This window comes from Larsenimonas salina, from assembly GCF_023736155.1.
Taxonomy (GTDB): Bacteria; Pseudomonadota; Gammaproteobacteria; order Pseudomonadales; family Halomonadaceae; genus Larsenimonas; species Larsenimonas salina.
Map to the genome: position 1 here is coordinate 366,491 of NZ_JAMLJJ010000003.1, position 20,747 is coordinate 387,237.

At 55.5% G+C, this 20,747-nt stretch carries 20 protein-coding genes; 16 read left to right on the plus strand and 4 right to left on the minus strand.

Annotation, left to right across the window (positions count from 1 at the left end; translation table 11 throughout):
- The first annotated feature begins 3 nt into the window (after positions 1–3).
- The 10 genes from NAT23_RS08745 (at position 4) to NAT23_RS08790 (ending at position 8,203) form a co-directional block, all read left to right on the plus strand.
- Positions 4–945 (plus strand): ParB/RepB/Spo0J family partition protein, encoded by a 942-nt coding sequence (locus NAT23_RS08745; RefSeq protein ID WP_251927532.1) that lies wholly within the window; start codon positions 4–6, stop codon positions 943–945.
- Positions 946–1,152: 207 nt separating this feature from the next.
- Complete coding sequence (locus NAT23_RS08750) at positions 1,153–1,551, plus strand: ATP synthase subunit I (protein WP_286009988.1); 399 nt, start codon at positions 1,153–1,155, stop codon at positions 1,549–1,551.
- A 15-nt stretch (positions 1,552–1,566) separates the two neighbouring features.
- Positions 1,567–2,433, plus strand: a complete 867-nt coding sequence (gene atpB / locus NAT23_RS08755; protein ID WP_251927534.1) for a F0F1 ATP synthase subunit A — start codon at positions 1,567–1,569, stop codon at positions 2,431–2,433.
- A gap of 64 nt (positions 2,434–2,497) precedes the next feature.
- Positions 2,498–2,746, plus strand: coding sequence for a F0F1 ATP synthase subunit C (gene atpE, locus NAT23_RS08760; RefSeq protein WP_251593490.1), 249 nt, complete (start codon positions 2,498–2,500; stop codon positions 2,744–2,746).
- Positions 2,747–2,810: 64 nt separating this feature from the next.
- Positions 2,811–3,281 (plus strand): F0F1 ATP synthase subunit B, encoded by a 471-nt coding sequence (locus NAT23_RS08765; protein WP_251593492.1) that lies wholly within the window; start codon positions 2,811–2,813, stop codon positions 3,279–3,281.
- Between the two features lie 11 nt (positions 3,282–3,292).
- Positions 3,293–3,829, plus strand: coding sequence for a F0F1 ATP synthase subunit delta (locus NAT23_RS08770; RefSeq protein ID WP_251593494.1), 537 nt, complete (start codon positions 3,293–3,295; stop codon positions 3,827–3,829).
- Between the two features lie 16 nt (positions 3,830–3,845).
- Positions 3,846–5,390, plus strand: coding sequence for a F0F1 ATP synthase subunit alpha (atpA, locus tag NAT23_RS08775; protein ID WP_251593495.1), 1,545 nt, complete (start codon positions 3,846–3,848; stop codon positions 5,388–5,390).
- 59 nt (positions 5,391–5,449) lie between these two features.
- Entirely contained in the window at positions 5,450–6,334 is an 885-nt protein-coding gene (gene atpG, locus NAT23_RS08780; protein WP_251927536.1) for a F0F1 ATP synthase subunit gamma, read from the plus strand.
- A gap of 45 nt (positions 6,335–6,379) precedes the next feature.
- On the plus strand, positions 6,380–7,756 hold the full coding sequence (atpD, locus tag NAT23_RS08785) for a F0F1 ATP synthase subunit beta (RefSeq protein WP_251593499.1): 1,377 nt from the start codon (positions 6,380–6,382) through the stop codon (positions 7,754–7,756).
- Between the two features lie 27 nt (positions 7,757–7,783).
- Positions 7,784–8,203, plus strand: a complete 420-nt coding sequence (locus NAT23_RS08790; protein ID WP_251593501.1) for a F0F1 ATP synthase subunit epsilon — start codon at positions 7,784–7,786, stop codon at positions 8,201–8,203.
- Positions 8,204–8,284: 81 nt separating this feature from the next.
- On the opposite strand, the gene NAT23_RS08795 is transcribed toward NAT23_RS08790, so the two are convergent.
- Positions 8,285–8,587 (minus strand): hypothetical protein, encoded by a 303-nt coding sequence (locus tag NAT23_RS08795; RefSeq protein ID WP_251927538.1) that lies wholly within the window; start codon positions 8,585–8,587, stop codon positions 8,285–8,287.
- A gap of 72 nt (positions 8,588–8,659) precedes the next feature.
- Here NAT23_RS08795 and NAT23_RS08800 point away from each other — a divergent pair, with 72 nt between their 5' ends.
- Both NAT23_RS08800 and NAT23_RS08805 read left to right on the plus strand, forming a co-directional pair.
- Complete coding sequence (locus NAT23_RS08800) at positions 8,660–10,216, plus strand: DNA ligase (RefSeq protein ID WP_251927541.1); 1,557 nt, start codon at positions 8,660–8,662, stop codon at positions 10,214–10,216.
- A gap of 437 nt (positions 10,217–10,653) precedes the next feature.
- On the plus strand, positions 10,654–10,833 hold the full coding sequence (locus NAT23_RS08805) for a hypothetical protein (protein ID WP_251927543.1): 180 nt from the start codon (positions 10,654–10,656) through the stop codon (positions 10,831–10,833).
- 92 nt (positions 10,834–10,925) lie between these two features.
- On the opposite strand, the gene NAT23_RS08810 is transcribed toward NAT23_RS08805, so the two are convergent.
- Positions 10,926–12,095 carry a phosphoglycerate kinase gene (locus NAT23_RS08810; protein ID WP_251927545.1) on the minus strand — a complete coding sequence of 390 codons (1,170 nt, stop codon included), beginning with the start codon at positions 12,093–12,095 and terminating at the stop codon, positions 10,926–10,928.
- Positions 12,096–12,153: 58 nt separating this feature from the next.
- A complete protein-coding gene (locus tag NAT23_RS08815; protein WP_251927548.1) occupies positions 12,154–13,173 on the minus strand; it encodes a type I glyceraldehyde-3-phosphate dehydrogenase in 1,020 nt (339 codons plus the stop codon).
- Positions 13,174–13,463: 290 nt separating this feature from the next.
- Between NAT23_RS08815 and NAT23_RS08820 the strand changes: the two genes are divergently transcribed.
- A complete protein-coding gene (locus NAT23_RS08820; RefSeq protein WP_251927549.1) occupies positions 13,464–14,516 on the plus strand; it encodes a class I fructose-bisphosphate aldolase in 1,053 nt (350 codons plus the stop codon).
- An 86-nt stretch (positions 14,517–14,602) separates the two neighbouring features.
- On the opposite strand, the gene tkt is transcribed toward NAT23_RS08820, so the two are convergent.
- Positions 14,603–16,594 carry a transketolase gene (tkt, locus tag NAT23_RS08825; protein ID WP_251927551.1) on the minus strand — a complete coding sequence of 664 codons (1,992 nt, stop codon included), beginning with the start codon at positions 16,592–16,594 and terminating at the stop codon, positions 14,603–14,605.
- Positions 16,595–16,957: 363 nt separating this feature from the next.
- On the opposite strand from tkt, the gene metK reads away from it, so the two are divergent.
- From metK to NAT23_RS08840, 3 genes are all read left to right on the plus strand, one after another.
- The gene (gene metK / locus NAT23_RS08830; RefSeq protein ID WP_251927553.1) at positions 16,958–18,178 is read left to right on the plus strand and encodes a methionine adenosyltransferase; all 1,221 of its coding nucleotides are present in this window, start codon (positions 16,958–16,960) and stop codon (positions 18,176–18,178) included.
- 107 nt (positions 18,179–18,285) lie between these two features.
- Positions 18,286–19,302, plus strand: coding sequence for a PTS sugar transporter subunit IIC (locus NAT23_RS08835; RefSeq protein WP_251927555.1), 1,017 nt, complete (start codon positions 18,286–18,288; stop codon positions 19,300–19,302).
- 6 nt (positions 19,303–19,308) lie between these two features.
- Entirely contained in the window at positions 19,309–20,550 is a 1,242-nt protein-coding gene (locus tag NAT23_RS08840; RefSeq protein WP_251927557.1) for a cation:proton antiporter, read from the plus strand.
- Positions 20,551–20,747 lie beyond the last annotated feature (197 nt).

Below are 20,747 nucleotides of genomic sequence, written 5' to 3' on the forward strand. Positions count from 1 at the left end.
CCAATGACACGTAAGCGCGGTCTAGGCAGAGGTTTGGATGCCCTTATCGGTTCCGGTGCCAAACAACGCTCTCAAATGCAGGCCCCTCTGGAACACGACGCCTCAACGCCCTTGTTGACCCCCGTTGAAGAAACCGCCTCCGATACCGGCGACCAGGGCGATACATTGACATCTATCCCGGTCAATCAGTTGCGCCGTGGCAAATACCAACCGCGACGCGATATTCAACCTGAACGACTTGAGGAACTGGCCGATTCCATCCGTGCTCAGGGTGTGATGCAGCCGATTGTCGTGCGCCCGGTCACCGACCGCGGCGCGGTCAACTACGAAATCATTGCTGGAGAGCGGCGCTGGCGGGCTGCTCAGCTCGCCGAGCTAAACGTGATTCCTGCCATTGTGCGCAGCATGGATGATGAAACGGCGCTTGCAATGGCGCTGATCGAAAACATCCAGCGGGAAAACCTCAATGTCATCGAAGAGGCGGTCGCACTCAAGCGTTTGATCGATGAGTTCGAACTGACACAGCAGCAGGCTGCTCATGCCGTGGGGCGTTCCCGAGCACAAATCGCCAATCTATTGAGGCTTTTGGCCCTTGATGACGAGGTTCAGATGCTCCTAGAGCGAGGGGATCTGGATATGGGGCATGCCCGGGCGCTGTTAGCGCTCAAGGGACTAAAGCAGCGTCACGCGGCCAGAGATGTAGTGGCTCGCGGCCTGACCGTTCGGCAGACCGAGGAGCTGGTCAAGCGCATCCAGGCCGACTCGAAACCACAGGCTACACAGGAAGCGCCGGGCTCATCTGACGTCAAGAAACTGGAAGGGCAGTTGGGGGATCTGTTGGGCGCGGCCGTGCAAATCAATCATGGCAAGACTGGCAAGGGCCGACTGACGATCCGCTACTCAAGCCTTGATGAGCTTGATGGCATTTTGTCGCACATAAAATAAGGTGTTTTAAGGCGGCCTTAATTGACAAAAGGGATTTCGGGGCAAGGTTTTGGAGATTGATGGACTTTGGTGGTAACCGAACGAAAAATCACGGAATTTAGGCCCTTTTGCATTGAAGCACTGACGCCGCTCTCTTATAATCCGCCGAGCTTTGCCCATTGGATGCAAGGTAAGTGCACTGGGCCTTAGTAACCGAGCATCGACGACATGGCGAATCAACAACCCGCTGCGATCAGACGACCGATAGTCGTTCGTCTCCTGGCAGTACAAATAGCAGTCGTCGTACTCATGATCGGCGTGAGTGGATGGACACATGGTGCATCAGGTGCACTATCGTCGCTTAAGGGCGGCCTGGTCTGTCTCTTGCCCGGTTTCTACTTTGCATGGCGTGCATTCAGACTTCAGGGCGCGCGACATGCTCGACAAATCATGACCAACTTCTACCGTGCAGAAGCCGGTAAGTTCGGTTTGACGGTGGCGTTGTTCATCTTGATCTTCGCTGCAGTGCCGCCCTCAAACCCAGCTTATTTTTTTTGCGCATACGTGGCGGCACTGGGCGTTCACTGGTTAAGTCCCTTACTGGTGAAGCGCACTACGTCGCCCTAGAACCGAGGCAGAGTTATGGCAGGCAGTAATCCGACCTCATCGGGCTATATTCAACACCATCTTCAGAATCTGACATTCGGCTATCATCCCGATAATGGCTTGTCATTTGCTCATAACGCGCAGCAAGCAGCGGATATGGGGTTCTGGGCCATCCATGTAGACACCATGCTATGGTCAATTATCTGCGGCGTGGTTTTTCTTTTCGTTTTCCGCAAGGCGGCAAAAGCGGCAAGCACTGGTGTTCCCAGCGGCCTTCAGAACATGGTGGAAATGCTTGTCGAATTTGTTGACAGCTCCGTCAAGGAAACGTTCCACGGCAAGAGCAAATTGATTGCGCCTTTGTCGCTGACTATCTTCTGCTGGATTTTCCTGATGAACCTACTGGATTTGGTGCCTGTTGACTGGATTCCAGAGCTTGCCAAGCGCATTGGCACCGATTTCTTCGGGGCGGATCCGCATCATGTATTCTTCCGCATCGTACCGACTACAGACATTAACGCCACCTTCGGCATGTCCTTGAGCGTTTTTGCACTGATCATCTATTACTCCATTCGCATGAAAGGGCTTTCCGGATTCATCGGTGAGCTAACGCTTCATCCTTTTTCCAGCTCGAACAAATTGGCGCAACTGATCCTGATCCCGGTCAATCTGTTGCTGGAACTGGTTACTCTGCTCGCGAAGCCTGTATCACTGGCGCTGCGTCTGTTCGGTAACCTGTATGCGGGTGAGTTGATCTTCATCCTTATTGCCCTTCTGGGACTTTGGCAGCTGCCATTGCACTTTGCCTGGGCAACATTCCACATTCTGATCATCGTACTTCAGGCCTTCATCTTCATGATGCTGACGATCGTGTATCTCAGCCAGGCAAGTGAAGAACACTGACGTTGATCGGATAACCGTTAACCCTTAAACCATCACTGACGATTCACAACTTTGGAGAGTAACCATGGATCCATTAATTCTCGGTATGACTGCTATCGCCGTTTCTCTTTTGATCGGCCTGGGCGCACTCGGTACTGCCATTGGCTTCGGTCTTCTGGGCGGTAAGTTCCTCGAAGGCGCAGCACGTCAGCCGGAAATGATCCCGCAGCTTCAGGTCAAAATGTTCATCGTCGCTGGTCTTCTGGACGCTGTTTCCATGATCGGTGTCGGTATCGGCCTGTTCTTCACCTTCGCTAACCCGTTTACGGGCTAATGGCACCGGGGCCTAAGGCCATCGGAAAGTCACTCACCCTATAAACGAAGCGAGAGGTACTGGCGTGAACCTGAACCTAACCATTATCGGTCAGTCCATCGCCTTCGCCGTTTTCGTCTGGTTTTGCATGAAGTACGTGTGGCCGCCGGTCACCAAAGCACTTTATGAGCGCCAGAAGAAAATCGAAGATGGTCTGAACGCGGCGAGCCACGCCGAGCAAAAGCTCGAAGAGGCGAACCAGCAAGCTGAGCAGACCTTGCGCGAAAGCCGGGACGAAGCTGCAAAGATTCTTGAACAGGCACGTACACGATCCAATCAGATGATTGAAGAAGCTCGTGAACAGGCGCGTGCCGAAGGCGAACGAATGGTTGCCAATGCACGAAGCGAGATCGAGCAGGAAATCAATCGTGCCAAGGAAGATTTGCGGTCCCAGGTATCTGCCTTGGCGATCGCTGGTGCAGAGCGCGTGTTGGAATCCTCTGTAGACGAACAGTCGCATCGCGAAATGCTGAACAAGCTCGCGGCTGAACTCTAAGGGGAGGCCACATGGCTGATACGTCACAACTTGCTCGTCCCTATGCCAAGGCCGCATTTGATTTGGCCCGGGAGTCCGCAAGCCTGGATCAGTGGTCAGCCATGCTGACCACGGTCGCCAGCGTCACGTTGGAAGACAAGATTCACGAGATTCTGCATGACCCACGCAAGTCCCGTGAAGAGAAAGCGGAGCTTTTGATCGACGTTTGCGGTAATGATCTCGAGGAGCGTGCCAGGAATTTCATTCATGTCTTGGCTCAGCAAGGGCGCCTTGCGTTATTACCCGAAATCGCTGAACTGTTCGAGCACGAACGTGCCGAGTATGAGCAGCGTATCGATGTGGTCATCATCTCAGCGTATCCGTTGGATGACGAGCAAAAGAACACGTTGGCAAGCGCGCTTAAAAAGCGTTTGAACCGCGAAATCTCTATTACTACTCAGGTAGACAAGTCGCTGCTGGGCGGTGTCGTCATTCACGCAGGGGATACCGTTATCGACGGTTCCGTGCGGGGTCGACTGGCCAAACTAGCAAGCACTTTGAATATCTGAGTTCGAGGGACATGGCATGCAGCAACTGAATCCTTCCGAAATTAGCGACGTTATCAAAAGTCGCATCGAAAACCTGAACGTTGATGCCGAAGCGCGCAATGAAGGCACGATCGTCAGCGTGGCAGACGGCATCATCCAGATGCATGGCCTGAACGACGTCATGTTTGGTGAAATGATCGAGTTTCCCGGCGACGTCTTCGGTATGGCATTGAACCTCGAGCGTGACAGCGTTGGCGTTGTTGTGCTCGGCGATTACCTGAGCCTTCAGGAAGGTATGACAGGTAAATGTACCGGCCGCATTCTTGAAGTGCCGGTCGGCAAGGAGCTTGTCGGTCGCGTTGTGGACGCACTCGGTAACCCGATTGACGGCAAGGGCGATCTCAAGACCACTGAAACCGACGCGGTTGAAAAGGTCGCGCCGGGCGTTATCACGCGTCAGGGCGTTGACCAGCCGGTGCAGACCGGTTTGAAAGCGATCGACGCCATGGTGCCGATCGGTCGTGGTCAGCGTGAGTTGATCATCGGTGACCGCCAGATCGGTAAGTCGGCGATCGCGATCGATGCCATCATCAACCAGAAAGGCAAAGGCGTTACGTGCGTCTATGTAGCCGTTGGTCAGAAGCAGTCCACGATCGCCAACATCGTTCGTAAGCTCGAAGAGCACGGTGCGATGGAGCACACGATCATTGTTGTCGCTGGCGCTGCCGATCCGGCCGCGATGCAGTTCCTGGCGCCTTACGCCGGCTGCACCATGGGCGAATACTTCCGTGATCGTGGCGAAGACGGCCTGATCGTTTATGACGATCTGACCAAACAGGCATGGGCATACCGCCAGATTTCGCTGCTGCTCAAGCGCCCGCCGGGCCGTGAAGCCTATCCGGGTGATGTGTTCTATCTCCACTCTCGTCTGCTCGAGCGCGCTGCTCGCGTTAACGTAGAGTACGTTGAGAAGTTCACCGACGGTAAAGTCAAGGGCAAGACTGGTTCTCTGACGGCGCTGCCGATCATCGAAACCCAGGGCGGTGACGTTTCCGCGTTCGTTCCGACCAACGTGATCTCGATCACCGACGGTCAGATCTTCTTGGAAACCAACCTCTTCAACTCGGGCGTTCGTCCGGCGATCAACGCGGGTCTCTCCGTATCGCGTGTCGGTGGCTCGGCCCAGACCAAGATCATCAAGAAACTGGGTGGCGGTGTGCGTCTGGCACTGGCTCAGTATCGCGAACTGGCCGCGTTTTCTCAGTTCGCCTCCGATCTTGACGAAGCGACACGTAAGCAGCTTGAGCATGGTCAGCGCGTAACTGAACTCATGAAACAGAAACAGTACTCTCCCATGTCTGTTTCTGAGATGGCTGTGTCGCTTTATGCCGCCAACGAAGGCTTCCTTGAAGACGTGCCCGTCGACAAGGTTCTGGACTTCGAACGTGCGCTGCTTGAGTACATGAAATCTCAGCATTCAAGCCTTCTTGCCAAGATTGACGAGAAAGGTGGATATGATGACGAAATCCAGCAGGGCCTCAAGTCGGGCGTCGAAGGTTTCAAGTCGACCCAGAGCTACTAACGACTCGAGAGAACCCGCCCTGCGGGTTCTTTCCAAAGTTGCTCGAATAGGATAACGCTATGGCAGCCGGAAAAGAGATTAAATCCCAGATCGGGAGCGTCAAGAATACGCAGAAGATTACCAGTGCCATGGAAATGGTTGCTGCGTCTAAAATGCGTAAGGCGCAAGATCGCATGGCAGCCAGTCAGCCTTATGCCCGCCAGATTCGAAAGGTCGTTGGCCATGTGTCCAAGGCTAACCCTGAGTACCACCACCCCTACATGCAGCCTCGAGATGTGCAGCGTGTTGGTTACATCGTCGTGACATCCGATCGCGGACTGTGTGGTGGCTTGAACGTCAATTTGCTTAAAACGGTCATGCGTGACGTGAAGCAGTGGCGTGATCAGGGCGCGGAAGTACGCTTTTGCACCGTAGGTAGCAAGGGCAGTACCTTCTTCCGCAAGTACAATGCCAGTGAGCTATTGGCGGCCAAGACCGGAGTCGGTGACGCGCCTACCACCCAGGATCTGATTGGTAGCGTTAAGGTCATGCTGGATGCTTTTGATAACGGCGAATTGGATCGACTCAACGTCGTCTGCAACGAATTCGTCAATACCATGACCCAAAAACCCATCGTCCGTCAGTTGTTGCCTCTTACGGTGGACGAGCCCGCGAACGATGACGCCTCCGATACTCGTGAGCGCGCATTGTGGGATTACCTGTACGAGCCGGACGCAAAGGCGTTGCTCGATAAACTGCTTGTGCGCTATGTCGAATCCCAGGTCTATCAGGCCGTCGTGGAAAACATTGCCTGTGAGCAGGCTGCTCGAATGATCGCCATGAAGAACGCGACAGATAACGCAGGCAACATGATCGATGAGCTGCAGTTGGAATACAACAAGGCTCGTCAGGCAGCGATCACACAGGAAATCTCCGAGATCGTGAGCGGCGCAGCCGCCGTTTAACGGTTGGGGTCTACAGGTTTTTAAGCAGGTTTAAGAGGAAACAAGATGAACGGACGTATCGTACAAATCATCGGTGCGGTGATTGACGTCGAGTTTCCGAGGGACAATGTGCCCAAGGTCTACGACGCATTAGAAGTCTTGAACAGCGAAACAGTTCTCGAAGTCCAGCAGCAGCTGGGTGACGGCACGGTTCGCGCCATCGCGATGGGCTCCACCGAAGGCCTTAAGCGCGGTCTCGAAATCAAGAACACCGGTTCACCGATTTCAGTACCGGTTGGTACCAAGACGCTCGGCCGCATCATGAACGTTTTGGGTCAGCCGATCGACGAAGCCGGCGATATCGGCGAAGAAGAGCGCATGCCGATCCACCGCGCAGCGCCGAGTTATGCCGAGCAGTCGTCATCGAGCGAGCTGCTCGAGACCGGTATCAAGGTTATCGACCTGGTCTGCCCGTTCGCCAAGGGTGGTAAGGTCGGTCTGTTCGGTGGTGCCGGTGTTGGTAAAACGGTCAACATGATGGAGTTGATCCGTAACATCGCTATCGAGCACAGCGGTTACTCGGTTTTTGCAGGTGTCGGTGAGCGTACACGTGAGGGTAACGACTTCTATCACGAGATGTCGGAATCCAACGTTCTGGACAAGGTGTCACTGGTTTATGGCCAGATGAACGAGCCGCCCGGAAACCGCCTTCGTGTCGCTCTGACCGGTCTGACCGTTGCTGAGAAATTCCGTGACGAAGGCCGCGACGTTCTGTTGTTCGTCGACAACATCTACCGCTATACCCTGGCAGGTACCGAAGTATCGGCACTGCTTGGTCGTATGCCGTCGGCCGTAGGTTATCAGCCGACTCTGGCTGAAGAGATGGGCCAGCTTCAGGAACGTATCACCTCGACCAAGACGGGCTCGATCACGTCTGTTCAGGCCGTTTATGTTCCTGCGGATGACTTGACTGACCCATCGCCGGCGACCACGTTCGCGCACCTTGATGCGACTGTCGTACTTTCCCGTCAGATCGCCGAGCTTGGTATCTACCCGGCCGTTGATCCGCTGGATTCCACCTCGCGTCAGCTCGATCCGCTGGTTGTGGGTGAGGAGCACTACGGTATCGCGCGTCAGGTCCAGGGTGTTCTGCAGCGCTATAAAGAGCTCAAGGACATCATCGCGATCCTGGGTATGGACGAGCTTTCCGATGAAGATAAGCAGGTCGTTGCGCGTGCGCGTAAGATCCAGCGCTTCTTGTCGCAGCCGTTCTTCGTTGCTGAAGTCTTTACCGGCGCACCTGGTAAGTACGTTTCGCTGAAAGAAACCATTCGTGGCTTCCAGGGCATCCTCAATGGCGATTATGACGATATGCCTGAGCAGGCGTTCTACATGGTCGGCACCATGGATGAAGCGATCGAGAAAGCCAAAAACATGAAGTAAGCCAGTGCCTGGCTAGAGGACATCAATATGGCTACGAAGATCCATTGCGATATCGTGAGTGCTGAAAAGAGTATCTTTTCTGGCGACGCCGAGCAGGTCATTGCCGCCGGCACCGAAGGCGATCTCGGTATCCGCCCGGGTCATGCGCCGTTGTTGACCGAGTTAGCGCCTGGCCCAGTACGTGTCATACGTGAAGACGGTCGCGAAGAAGTTTACTATGTCTCCGGCGGATTTCTTGAAATCCAGCCAGACGTGGTTTCTCTTCTGGCCGATACGGCGATGCGCGCTCGTGATATTGATGAAGCCGAAGCGGAACGCGCTCGTGAAGAAGCTCAGCGTGAGCTTAGCGAGCATGAATCTGCCGAGCAGCACTCTATCGCTTTGGCACAGTTTGCTGAAGCAAGTGCCAAACTGCGTGCGCTTCATCAACTGCGCAGACGAAGCTAACGCTCACGACTGCTCAGTTCGACTAAAAAAAGGCTTCCCGTTCGGGAAGCCTTTTTTCATGGAATCAATCCATTAATGCGGTTACTCGTCTTCGTCGCTTCCGCTCACAAAGGCACGCTTATCATCGGGCAGCAGCACGTGCTCTCCCACATGAAGGTCGACGCCGTTATTGGTTGCATCAGTAGAGTTGACGCTAATGACTTCGGCGACCGATGTTGAATCCCCCTGGCGTTCGACGACTTTCAGTCGGACATTGGTGCTCTTGTAGCGTGCAGTAACAATGCTTCCTTCTGAAGGCTTCTTTTTCAGAAAATAAAGATCGTCATAGTGCTCAGTGACACCTTCATGTTCCGGGGAATCCCACTCGATTGTTCTCGTACTCATAGTGTGCGTCCTTGTCAGTGAAACTTGAATATCCTTGGCCGTTAAATAAGTTACTTGCTTATGGAACGGTTCATGCGTACTACGATTTTGATTGTTTCATTATGGTGGATACTGCCGGTTTTTGCCTGGTCGTCCGAGAGAGTGGCGTGCTCTCAACCAGAGACGTTAAGCATCCTTCGTGAAAACGTCGAGAACTGGCGCAAGGCCTACCATGAACAGGGAAGACGCGTTGTAAGTGACGACGTCTATGACAGTGCGCGTCACCAGCTTGCGCAGTGTTCAAAAACGACTGGAGAAGAGGCATTGGTATCCGAGGCCCCAGTATCCGGCCAACCCCCTATAGAAGAACGCGTTCGCCATCCGTATGTGCAGACAGGGCTCAAGAAAGTTCGCGATGCCCACGAGTTACAACGCTGGATAGCGGCGTCCGATCAAAAGCTCTATGTCCAGCCCAAGGTAGATGGTGTTGCGGTAACACTGGTCTATAAGCAGGGCGCACTTGCCCATATCATCAGTCGAGGAGATGGCCAGCGCGGCCAAGAGTGGCGCGATAAGCTTTCATCGGGTGCTGCCGTTCCATTAATGCTGCCTCGTCCCTTTGATTCAAGCGTAATCATTCAGGGGGAGCTTTATTCAAAGCGCCATCAGCATGTTCAAAAGCTTGGTACAAAAGGCGCAAGGCGCGAGATTGTTGGTTGGATGAACCAATCCTCACTATCACCTTCCGTTCAGGAGAAGATCGGTTTTTTCGCATGGCGTCTGGTGTCGGATGCCTCCCTTGAAGACCGTTTAGCCACGCTTCGCCAGTGGGGATTCACTACCAGTTCACGCTTTACCCATGATGTATTTGATATTAAGGACGTTGCTGAGTTTAGAGCTCATTGGTGGAATACCGGGCTTCCTTTTGCAACCGATGGGGTCGTTTTGCACAAAACGTTTCTTTCGCCCTCTGTGGATCGTGCGCGTGCATGGAAATACCCGGCATTAAAAAGCCTCACGACGGTCGAGAGTGTTGAATTTACCGTCGGACGCACCGGCCGAATCACCCCCGTAGTTACTATAAAGCCTACTCTTTTAGATGATCGATCAATTGCTCGCATAAGCCTCGGTTCCGTAACGCGATGGAAGGAAAGCGGCATCGGACCCGGCGCGGTCATTACGATCCGCTTAGCGGGCAATGTGATTCCTGTCCTCGACTCAGTGCTGCTTACAGGTAGTAAACCAACGACTGAAGCGCCCGATGAGCGCCGCTACCACGAGACCTCCTGTCTAACCTTGAGCGCTCACTGCATGCAGCAATTCCTGGCGAGATTGGTATGGCTATCTTCAGTAAAAGGGCTTGATATGCGCGGTATTGGTAAAAAGACGTGGGTGTCACTGATCGAACATGGACTGGTGACGCGGTTAGATGACTGGATGTATTTCGAGTACGACACCTTGATAGAAGCGGGCATTTCTAAACGCCGTGCCTCGCGTTTAGTAACAATATTTAAGGAAAAGTCAGCGCCAAGCCGGTCAGAATGGCTTAAGGCCCTGGGCATCAGCGGTTTATCCTCGGAAAAAAACTTCTCTAATGTTTCAGAAGGTAAGCGTTTAGTGGGGTTGTCAGCGAACGAACTGTTACATTAGGTTCAATAGAGCATTAGCCTAAATGAAAAGATCGACCTATTTCTGATGGTTTTTAAAAATAAATTATTGAAATTTAATAGTTTTATAGAGATGGCAAAGCTTTTTTAGCTTTGTAAGTAAAAGTTAGTACTTTTATCATACTAATAGGTAATGTGTTTTTATGTATCGAGTGACTAAAGTAGTGCTGCATGTAGTCATGCTTTTGCCAATATAGATTCATAGAAAGATAACGGTAGGGTGTTAAAGAAACCCATTTTCAGCCGATTTTCTTGTCGATGAAACTGGCTCAAGATCAAGAAGTTAACGGGTAATTCCAGGCAGGGCTGTGAAAACAGCGGCATTAGCGCATAGGAACGTGCGGCCTGATGGACTACTTCGATCCGAAAGCGGTGGCTCCACTATTAATAGCCCTAAGACTAGGCTGAGGAGAAATAATTATGACACTGTTGATCGTTGGCGGCGCGCTCTATGCCCTTCTTATCCTGTTCATGGCTGGAGCAATGATGGTATCGGGCCGTACAAGTGAGCGTGAAGAGCAGCTGGCGTACGCGGTAAGCCATCCGGCGGACCAGGCAGACGTACAGCCAAGCTTCTTCAATCATCGCGATGCTGCCTAGATAGGCTCATTAACCTTCTTTTAAGCAGTAATGCCAAAACGGGCGCTCCAGTGGAGCGCCCGTTTTCTATGGTAGAAGAGCTTACCAACCCCTCAGCTTTTAGCCGCGGCTTTAAGCGCCTGAACGGCTGGAAGCTCCTTGCCTTCGACGTACTCTAGAAATGCACCGCCACCAGTTGAAATATAGGAAATATCGTTGGATACCCCGTATTTATCGATGGCAGCCAGCGTGTCTCCGCCGCCTGCAATGGAAAATGCGTTGCTTTCAGCGACCGCTTCAGACATTGCTTTGGTTCCGTGGCCGAACTGTTCGATTTCAAACACACCGACCGGACCGTTCCAAAGAATTGTGCCCGCTTCCTTGAGCGTTGCCGCAAAGCTTGCTGCCGTTTTGGGGCCTACATCCAAAATCATGTCATCATCGTCGAGTTCGTTCAGAAGCTTGGTAGTGGCTTCGGCGCTTTCCGAAAACTCTTTTGCAACGACCACATCTTCCGGCAGCGGCACGCTGACCTTGTCCATCAGAGCCTTGGCTTGATCGATAAGATCTGCTTCATGCAGAGATTTACCGACGTTATAGCCCGCTGCAGCGATAAAGGTATTGGCAATGCCGCCGCCAACGATCAGCTGATCGCATTTTTCGGATAAGGCAACGAGCACATCCAGCTTGCTGGAGACCTTTGAGCCACCAACGATTGCAACCATGGGGCGGTTGGGATGAGACAGGGCCTTCTCGAGTGCGTCCAGTTCCTTCGCAAGCAGTGGGCCGGCACAGGCTGTCGGCGCATGACGTGCCACGCCATGCGTAGATGCCTGAGCACGATGGGCCGTACCAAAGGCGTCCATCACGTAGATATCACACAGGGCCGCGTAGGCTTTCGAAAGCGCCTCGTCGTCCTTCTTTTCGCCTGTGTTGAACCGCACGTTTTCCAAAAGAACGACTTCTCCTGCCTCGATATTCAGCGGCTCACCGTTCATGTAGTCCTTTTCAAGACGTACAGTCACGCCCAGCAGTTCGCTGAGTCGGTTTGCCACCGGCGCCATTGAAAACTCGTCTTCCGGAGAGCCCTCTGTCGGGCGACCCAGATGGCTCATCAACATGACACGCGCGTTTTGCTCAAGAGCAGCCTTGATGGTTGGAAGGCTTGCCTGAATGCGAGCATCCGACGTCACTCGACCGTCCTTGACCGGAACGTTCAGGTCTTGGCGAATCAATACACGCTGTCCGTCCAGAGACAGATCACTCATCTTGCGAACATCCATTACGGTGTACTCCTCTTTTATTGCGATGAATCAAACGGCTTGATTGAAGGGCAGTTGATCAACATAGGTCTACCCAGCGTTGTGCGACATCCAGCATACGGTTGGCATAGCCCCACTCGTTATCGAACCAGCAGACCAGTTTGACCAGGCGCTTGCCGGCCACGCGTGTCTGGGTGCCATCCACAATACTTGAGCGCGTGTCATGGTTGAAATCGATTGAGGCCACGGGTTCGTCGGTAAAGCCTAGACGGCCCTTCAAGTGGGTGCGAGCAGCCTGCTCAAGGCAGGCATTGATGGCGGCTGTATCGACATCGCTTTCAAGCGTGATGGCCATATCGATCATGGAGACGTTGATCGTCGGTACACGAATATGAAGGCACTCGAAGCGGCCGGCGAGATGAGGCATGAGCCGGGCGATGCCAATATCAAGGCTTGTCGAGATCGGCACCATCGAACTCAAGGCCGAGCGGGTGCGGCGAAGATCGTTGCCATTGGCAGCATCGATTACCGGCTGGTCATTCATGGCCGAATGCATGGTGGTCGTGACGCCATGGGCGATGCCGAACGCTCGATCAAGCTCGGTCAGAATTGGAATAAGCGCATTGGTGGTACACGAGCCGGTCGAGACAATACGGGCGTCAGGCATGAGCGTGTCATGGTTGACGCCATCGATAATCGTGGCATCTACATCATCGCGGGCCGGATTCGAAAAGAGCAGCTTTCCGGCGCCGGCGGCCAAGTGCTGTTCGCCGTACTCACGGGTGCTTGAATAGCCCGAACACTCAAAGACCAGATCGATGCTCTCAGACGCCCAGGGCAGCAGCGTCACGGATGGCTCCCTGAGAAGTCGAATCGGAGGGTGATCATCGATCATCAACGCGCTGTTCTCGAGCTCAACGCTTCCTGGAAACCGTCCGTGGGTCGAGTCGAAGCGGGTAAGGTAGGCTAGGGTGTCCGGTGCGGCCAGATCGTTGATCGCGACCACTTCGAAGCGGTCATCGAGCCTATTTTCAAACAGCGCCCGCAAGACACTGCGCCCGATGCGGCCGTACCCGTTTATGGCGATTCTATAGCGCATGTGTCTGTCGTCATGATGGCGGTAAATACGCATGGTAACGCAGTTGTCGGCAGAGGTATCGGCTCGAAATGTCGCGCTGGCACTGTATCGTATTCTACTTTTGTATAAAGAGAGGGCGTTCACACGATCATTGGTCACTCCTGCATGATAGTGTGCCGCACGTAGTGTGTAAGGTAGCGCTCAACCGTGCGCGATGGACCGTCGGACAATAATCGAGAGAGTGGGCCCGAGTGCCCAATGAGCATGACCGTAAAGGCATGTTCCCTATCAAAAGCCAAGGAGTAGCATCAATGACCGATATTGCGAAGCTGCTGGGTGACGAAGCCGATCATTTGCTGAATCACACCTGTACCGGTTTCAAGAAAGAAGACCTCTATCTGCCTGGACACGATTACATCGATCGCGTCATGTCAGACAGCGATCGCAGCCCGCACGTATTGCGCAACATGCAGGCACTGTTCAATACAGGCCGCCTTGCCGGCACCGGTTACGTCAGCATGCTGCCGATCGATCAGGGCATTGAGCATTCCGCAGGCGCCTCTTTCGCACCCAACCCGATGTACTTCGATCCGAAAAACATCGTCGAGCTCGCCATCGAAGGCGGATGCAGCTGCGTCGCTTCCACTCTGGGTGTTCTGTCCAGCGTCTCGCGCCGCTATGCACACAAGATTCCGATGATGGTCAAGCTGAACCATAACGAAACGCTGACCTACCCGGCCATCTACGACCAGACGCTGTTTGCGCAGGTCGAACAGGCTCATCGCATGGGCTGTGCTGCGGTGGGTGCCACCATCTATTACGGATCGCCGGAAAGCCGTCGTCAGATCACCGAAATCAGCGAAGCCTTCGAGCGTGCGCATGAGCTTGGCATGGTCACCGTACTGTGGTCTTACCTGCGTAACCCGGCGTTCAAGAAAGACGGCACCGACTACCACGTGTCTTCCGATCTGAGCAGCCAGGCCGTACATTTGGCCGCGACCATCAAGGCCGACATCGTCAAGCAGAAGCTTCCTGAAAATAACGGTGGCTACACGGCAGTCGGCTTTGGTCACACCCACGACAAGGTTTATAGCGAGCTGACTTCGGATCACCCGATCGATCTGGCCCGCTATCAGGTTGCCAACGCCTACATGGGCCGTGCAGGGCTGATCAACTCAGGCGGCGGTTCCAAGGGCGCATCTGATCTTGGCGAAGCCGTACGTACTGCGGTCATCAACAAGCGCGCGGGCGGCATGGGTCTGATCTCCGGTCGTAAAGCGTTCCAGAAGCCGTTCAAGGAAGGGGTTCAGCTCCTGAACTCCATTCAGGACGTCTATCTGTCAAACGATGTAACGATCGCCTGATCGCTTCATCGTTCGGATACGAAGTGCGTGATCAAAAAAAGCCCGGCAGATGCCGGGCTTTTTCATGTCCGAATTCGATGAGTTGATTAGCTCAACGCTTCGGCACGCTTGATGACATTGTCGACGGTAAAGCCGAAATGCTTGAACAGGTCTTCGGCCTTGCCGGATTCGCCATAGCTGGTCATGCCGATTACATCGCCGTCCAGGCCGACGTACTTGTACCAAGTCGAGGGAATTGCGGCTTCGATCGCCAGACGCTTGCGCACGTCGTTCGGTAGAACGGCGTTGCGATACTCGGCGTCCTGCTCATCGAATAGCGTGGTACAAGGCATGGAGACCACGCGTACCTTCCGGCCTTTTTCCTCGAGCGCTTGAGCGGCGTCCATTGCGATTTCGACTTCGGAACCAGTGGCGATCAGAATCAGCTCCGGCGCGCCGCCGTCGGCATCCTTCAAGACGTAGCCACCGCGGCGAATGTTGGCCAACTGCTCATCGTTACGGGCCTGTCCGGCCAGGTTCTGACGCGAGAAGATCAGTGCCGTCGGGCCTTTTTCACGTTTGAGTCCCTCGACCCAGGCTGCAGCCGTTTCGGTAGCATCGCATGGGCGCCAGGTGTGCAGACCCGGCAGGTTACGCAGATCCGCCAGCTGCTCGATCGGCTGGTGCGTCGGGCCGTCTTCGCCAAGACCAATGGAGTCGTGGGTGAAAACGTGGAGGATGCGCGTGTGCGACAGGGCAGACATGCGTACGGCGTTGTGCATGTACTCCATGAAGACCAGGAAGGTCGCGTCATAGGGCACGAAACCGCCGTGGGTCGCGATGCCGTTGGCGATGGCACCCATGCCGAACTCACGTACACCGTAGTGCAGGTAGTTACCGTCGAAATCGTCCTTGCGGATTGCCTTGGCACCCTCCCAAAGCGTCAGGTTGGAGGGGGCGAGATCGGCACTGCCGCCGAAGAGTTCCGGCATGTTCGGGCCGACTTCGTTGAGAACGCCGAGTGACGCCTTGCGCGATGCGGTCTTTTCCTGTTTTTCCTGAGCCTGTTTGATGATCTTGTCACCGTCGAAGTCAGGCGGCAGCTCACCGCTATAGCGACGCTTCAGTTCTTGGGCCAGTCCCGGGTTGGCCTTCTCGTACTCGGCCATCTGACGGTTGTACTCGTCTTCAAGCGTCTGGCCCTGCTCGCGGGCATCCCATGCGCTGTAGATCTCGTCCGGGATCTCGAAGGGGCCGTATTCCCAGCCAAGCTGCTTGCGGGTTTCGACGATCTCATCGTCGCCGAGGGCGGCGCCGTGAGATTCTTCCTTACCGGCCTTGTTGGGCGAGCCGAAGCCGATGACGGTCTTGCAGATGATCAGGGTCGGTTTGTCGGTAACGTCTTTTGCTTCTTCAATGGCTCGGTTGATCTGCTCATGGTCGTGGCCATCGATGGTGTCGATGACGTGCCAGCCATAGGCGCGGAAGCGGCCGGCGGTGTCGTCGGTGAACCAGTCCTTGACCTCGCCATCAATGGAGATGCCGTTGTCATCGTAGAACACGACCAGATTACCAAGGCCCAACGTGCCCGCGAGTGAGCAGGCTTCATGGCTGATGCCTTCCATTAGGCAACCGTCGCCCGCGAAGACCCAGGTGCGGTGATTGACGATGTCGAACCCGTCACGGTTGAACTGTGCCGCAAGCGTGCGCTCGGCTACGGCCATGCCGACACCGTTGGCCAGACCTTGGCCCAGCGGCCCGGTCGTGGTCTCGATGCCCGGCGTGTAGCCGTGCTCAGGGTGACCTGGCGTCTTGGAGCCGAGCTGGCGGAAGTTTTTCAGCTCTTCCATCGGCAGGTCGTAGCCGCTCAGGTGCAACAATGCGTAATGCAGCATCGAGCCGTGGCCGTTGGATAGAATGAAACGGTCGCGATCTTCCCAGTCAGGGTTGGCCGGGTTGTGCTTCAAGTGATCGTTCCAGAGAACTTCGGCAATGTCCGCCATACCCATGGGCATGCCCGGATGGCCCGAGTTTGCCTTCTGTACGGCATCCATGGACAAGGCGCGAAGGGCATTGGCAAGTTGGCGACGAGATGACATGTCGTTAACGCTCCTGCTTGTGATTATCAGAAGAACCTGCCTGGTTCTCCCGTTCAAAGACTTTCGAACCCTCAGAATAGCGTTTCAGCCCCGTATGAGATAGGCCGGTGTGATTTGATCGCCTCGATCACAAATCCGGGGCGCATTCGATACTAAACGCCTGCGTTTAAAACAGAAGGTTAGGGTGATCGTAGAGCCTTGATCTTGCTCGACGTATGGCCGAGTTACCGAGGTGTGTGTCGCGCGCTAGGCACGTTATCGGTCAGCGTGTACACTTTTTGGCTCATCTTTCACAAAGTCGCGCGCGGCAAAACGGTTTGCTAGCGGTCTTTTCTTCCTGGACGTGAGGATCAAGGACGTTTCATGAGCGAATACTCACTGTTTACTTCCGAATCGGTGTCTGAAGGGCATCCTGACAAGATAGCCGATCAGATTTCCGACGCCGTATTAGACGCGCTGATCGCGCGCGACAAGCAGGCCCGCGTGGCGTGCGAAACACTGGTCAAGACCGGTGTTGCGATTGTTGCCGGTGAGATCACTACCTCGGCCTGGGTTGATCTTGAGGATCTGGTGCGCCGTGTCATCAACGACATCGGCTACACCTCCTCCGCGGTTGGCTTTGACGGCGCGACGTGCGGCGTCTTGAACCTGATCGGCAAGCAGAGTGTGGACATTGCCCAAGGGGTTGATCGTTCCAAGCCCGAAGATCAGGGCGCAGGCGATCAGGGCCTGATGTTTGGCTACGCCACCAATGAAACGCCGTCCTACATGCCGGCGCCGATCCACTACTCGCATCGTCTGGTCGAGCGTCAGGCCGAGCTTCGAAAGAACGGCACGCTTTCTTGGCTGCGTCCGGACGCCAAGAGCCAGGTGACCTTTCGCTACGGCGCCGATGGCAAGCCAGTGGCGGTTGATGCGGTAGTCCTGTCCACTCAGCACGACGACGGCATTTCTCAGGAAGAGCTCCGCCAGGCGGTGGAAGAGCTTATTATCCGCAAGGTGCTGCCAAGCGAGTGGATCACTGATTCCACCAAGTTTCACATCAACCCGACCGGCAAGTTCGTGATCGGTGGCCCGGTGGGTGACTGCGGTCTGACCGGTCGCAAGATCATTGTCGATACCTACGGCGGCATGGCGCGTCACGGCGGCGGAGCGTTCTCCGGCAAGGATCCGTCAAAGGTCGACCGCAGCGCGGCCTATGCTGGCCGATATGTGGCCAAGAATGTCGTCGCCTCGGGTCTGGCCGACAAATGCGAGATTCAGGTCTCCTACGCCATCGGTGTGGCCGAGCCCACCTCTGTCTCGATCAATACGTTCGGCACCGGCAAGATCGGCGACGACCGGATCATCGAGCTGGTGCGCGAGCACTTTGACCTGCGTCCGTTTGCGATCACGCGAATGCTCGATCTGCTGCACCCGATGTATCAGCTGACAGCGTCCTACGGTCACTTTGGCCGTGAGCCGTTCGAGCACAGCTACAGCTGGACCGACGTCAATGGCCAGGCCCAGACCGAAACCTTCACGGCCTTCCCGTGGGAAAAGGTCGACAAGGCTGATGATCTCAAGGCGGCCGCCGGCCTCTGACCAATTGCTGTACGCCGTTTCCAAGACCCGACTTCGTTCGGGTCTTTTCATGTGGGTTTCCTGTTCATGAGCGCCTGGCGCTCGATGACGTCGAGTGAGGATTACGCGTGTCGTTCAAGACTTTCGCTCAACGCAAGGGCGTAACGCCTGGGCTCAAGCTCTACGGTGTCACGTGCTTGAGCCATATGGCGCTGGGGCTTTTTGCCTCGCTGATCATCGGGTTGATTTTAAAGACGCTGGGTAACGGGCTTGGCGTCGAGGCGTTGGTGACGCTTGGTACCACCGCCATGGGTCTGATGGGGGCGGCCATCGGCGTGGCGGTGGCCTATGCGCTCGGCGCGCCGCCGCTGGTGCTTTACAGTGCGCTGGTCACCGGAGGCCTCGGCGCCGCGCTCGGCGGGCCGGCGGGCGCATTGCTCGCGACACTGGTCGCGGTCGAAGGAGGCAAGCTGGTTGCCAAGGAAACGCCACTGGACATCGTGGTTACGCCGCTGGTGACGCTTGTGCTTGGGTATCTGGTTTCGGTGCTGGTGGCGCCACCCATCGCTTCGGCGCTGACCGGGCTTGGGCAGACAATCAGTTGGGCCACCGAGCTTCGCCCGATTCTGATGGGCGCAATCGTTGCAACCGTCATGGGCCTTGCGCTGACGGCGCCGATCTCGAGCGCGGCGATCGCGATCATGCTTGATCTGAACGGGTTGGCTGCCGGTGCGGCCACGGTCGGCTGTGCCGCACAGATGATCGGCTTCGCAGCAGCCGGGTATCGGGATAACGGCGTTGGGCCCGCGCTTGCGCTCGGGCTGGGTACATCGATGCTGATGATCGGCAATATCGCCCGCAAGCCGCTGATTCTCGTGCCGCCGACGCTTGCAGGGGCGCTGCTCGGGCCGCTGGGAACGACCGTATTTTCGCTGAGCAGCAACGCCGCCGGTGCGGGCATGGGCACCAGTGGGCTGGTCGGGCCAATCATGGTGGTTCAGACGATGGGCGTTTCAAGTGTATCGCTTTTAGGCATCGCGGTACTGTGTGTGCTCGGCCCGGCACTCATCGCCTTCGCAAGCTATCTTTTCATGCGCCGTCAGGGCTGGATTCACCCTGGCGATTTTCGTTTATCGATCGAGTAAAAGGTCATGTTGAACATCGCCGCGCTTTTCATTTCCATCACGGCGCTCTTTCTCTGGTTCAACTACAAGGTATTGCGGCTGCCGCCCACCATCGGCGTGATGGTGATTGGGTTTGCGTTATCGCTGGTGCTGGTCAATCTCAATCACTTCGGGATGACCGCCATTACCGATCACGCCGAGTTCTGGCTCAACCAGATCAACTTCAATGCCCTGTTGATGGACGGCATGCTGTCGTTTCTGCTGTTTGCAGGTGCCCTGCACGTTGATCTCGACAAGCTCAAGCGCTACCGCTATTCGATCGGGCTATTGGCGACCTTTGGCGTTCTTATCTCGACGGTGGCGATCGGGTCGGCGGCCTGGTGGCTGTTTGCCCAGTTCGGGGTCGATGTGCCTTATCTCTACTGCCTGACCTTCGGTGCCCTGATTTCGCCGACCGACCCCATTGCGGTGCTTGGCATCATGCGAAATGCCGGGGCACCGGACGACATGGAAATCAAGATCGTCGGGGAGTCGCTGTTCAATGACGGCGTTGCGGTGGTGGTGTTTACCGCACTTCTGGGCGCGGCGAGCGCCTCGTCAAGCCATGCACTCACGCCCTCGGGCGTTGGTCTGCTGTTTCTCGAAGAGGCCGGCGGCGGCATCGCATTTGGCCTGGCGCTTGGCGGGCTGGTCTATTCCCTGATGAAAAGCATCGATCAGCATCAGGTCGAGGTGATGCTGAGTCTGGCGCTGGTGATCGGCGGCTACGCCCTGGCCTCGAGCCTTCATGTGTCCGGCCCGATTGCGATGGTGGTGGCCGGGCTGATCATCGGCAACATGGCCCGCACCGGGGCGATGTCCGATAACACCCGTCGTTACGTCGATGGCTTCTGGGAGCTGATCGATGAAATTCTGAACGCGGTTCTGTTCGTGTTGATCGGCCTCGAGCTTTTACTGATTCCGCTGACACTCGATTACCTCTGGATTGCCGCGCCCTTGATTGCGTTGATCCTGTGCGTGCGCTTTCTGACCATCGGGCTTCCGACCACGCTGTTGCGCAAGACATTCGATTTTCGAGCGGGCACGACGCGTGTACTCACCTGGGGCGGGCTCCGCGGTGGCATTTCGGTGGCACTGGCGCTGGGGTTGCCCGAGAGTCCGTACCGGGAAACGCTTGTGGTCATCACCTACATCATCGTGCTGTTCTCGATTCTGGTGCAGGGTCTGACGATCGGGAAACTGGTCAAGGCGGTACTGCCTCACAAGTAGCGGCGCGGCCCGGGCAATGTGATCTATCCACAGCCGGTGTCATGGGAAAATCATCCACAGCGGGATACTGCGTATTGCTTATCATCTAAACTCCGCTGCCTCATGGCCGAAGAAGCAGGGATAGGCGAAGTAGAGATGGAAAAGAAGGACTAGGCGTGTGAACAGGTGCCGAGTCCGACGGTTCGGCATTCGAGTCA

What these genes read in the sequence shown, in the direction of transcription:
- NAT23_RS08745 (WP_251927532.1), top strand. Translation starts at nt 4, where the DNA reads ATGACACGTAAGCGCGGTCTAGGCAGAGGTTTGGATGCCCTTATCGGT.
- NAT23_RS08750 (WP_286009988.1), top strand. Translation starts at nt 1,153, where the DNA reads ATGGCGAATCAACAACCCGCTGCGATCAGACGACCGATAGTCGTTCGT.
- atpB (WP_251927534.1), top strand. Translation starts at nt 1,567, where the DNA reads ATGGCAGGCAGTAATCCGACCTCATCGGGCTATATTCAACACCATCTT.
- atpE (WP_251593490.1), top strand. Translation starts at nt 2,498, where the DNA reads ATGGATCCATTAATTCTCGGTATGACTGCTATCGCCGTTTCTCTTTTG.
- NAT23_RS08770 (WP_251593494.1), top strand. Translation starts at nt 3,293, where the DNA reads ATGGCTGATACGTCACAACTTGCTCGTCCCTATGCCAAGGCCGCATTT.
- atpA (WP_251593495.1), top strand. Translation starts at nt 3,846, where the DNA reads ATGCAGCAACTGAATCCTTCCGAAATTAGCGACGTTATCAAAAGTCGC.
- atpG (WP_251927536.1), top strand. Translation starts at nt 5,450, where the DNA reads ATGGCAGCCGGAAAAGAGATTAAATCCCAGATCGGGAGCGTCAAGAAT.
- atpD (WP_251593499.1), top strand. Translation starts at nt 6,380, where the DNA reads ATGAACGGACGTATCGTACAAATCATCGGTGCGGTGATTGACGTCGAG.
- NAT23_RS08790 (WP_251593501.1), top strand. Translation starts at nt 7,784, where the DNA reads ATGGCTACGAAGATCCATTGCGATATCGTGAGTGCTGAAAAGAGTATC.
- NAT23_RS08795 (WP_251927538.1), bottom strand. Translation starts at nt 8,587, where the DNA reads ATGAGTACGAGAACAATCGAGTGGGATTCCCCGGAACATGAAGGTGTC.
- NAT23_RS08800 (WP_251927541.1), top strand. Translation starts at nt 8,660, where the DNA reads ATGCGTACTACGATTTTGATTGTTTCATTATGGTGGATACTGCCGGTT.
- NAT23_RS08805 (WP_251927543.1), top strand. Translation starts at nt 10,654, where the DNA reads ATGACACTGTTGATCGTTGGCGGCGCGCTCTATGCCCTTCTTATCCTG.
- NAT23_RS08810 (WP_251927545.1), bottom strand. Translation starts at nt 12,095, where the DNA reads ATGGATGTTCGCAAGATGAGTGATCTGTCTCTGGACGGACAGCGTGTA.
- NAT23_RS08815 (WP_251927548.1), bottom strand. Translation starts at nt 13,173, where the DNA reads ATGCGCTATAGAATCGCCATAAACGGGTACGGCCGCATCGGGCGCAGT.
- NAT23_RS08820 (WP_251927549.1), top strand. Translation starts at nt 13,464, where the DNA reads ATGACCGATATTGCGAAGCTGCTGGGTGACGAAGCCGATCATTTGCTG.
- tkt (WP_251927551.1), bottom strand. Translation starts at nt 16,594, where the DNA reads ATGTCATCTCGTCGCCAACTTGCCAATGCCCTTCGCGCCTTGTCCATG.
- metK (WP_251927553.1), top strand. Translation starts at nt 16,958, where the DNA reads ATGAGCGAATACTCACTGTTTACTTCCGAATCGGTGTCTGAAGGGCAT.
- NAT23_RS08840 (WP_251927557.1), top strand. Translation starts at nt 19,309, where the DNA reads ATGTTGAACATCGCCGCGCTTTTCATTTCCATCACGGCGCTCTTTCTC.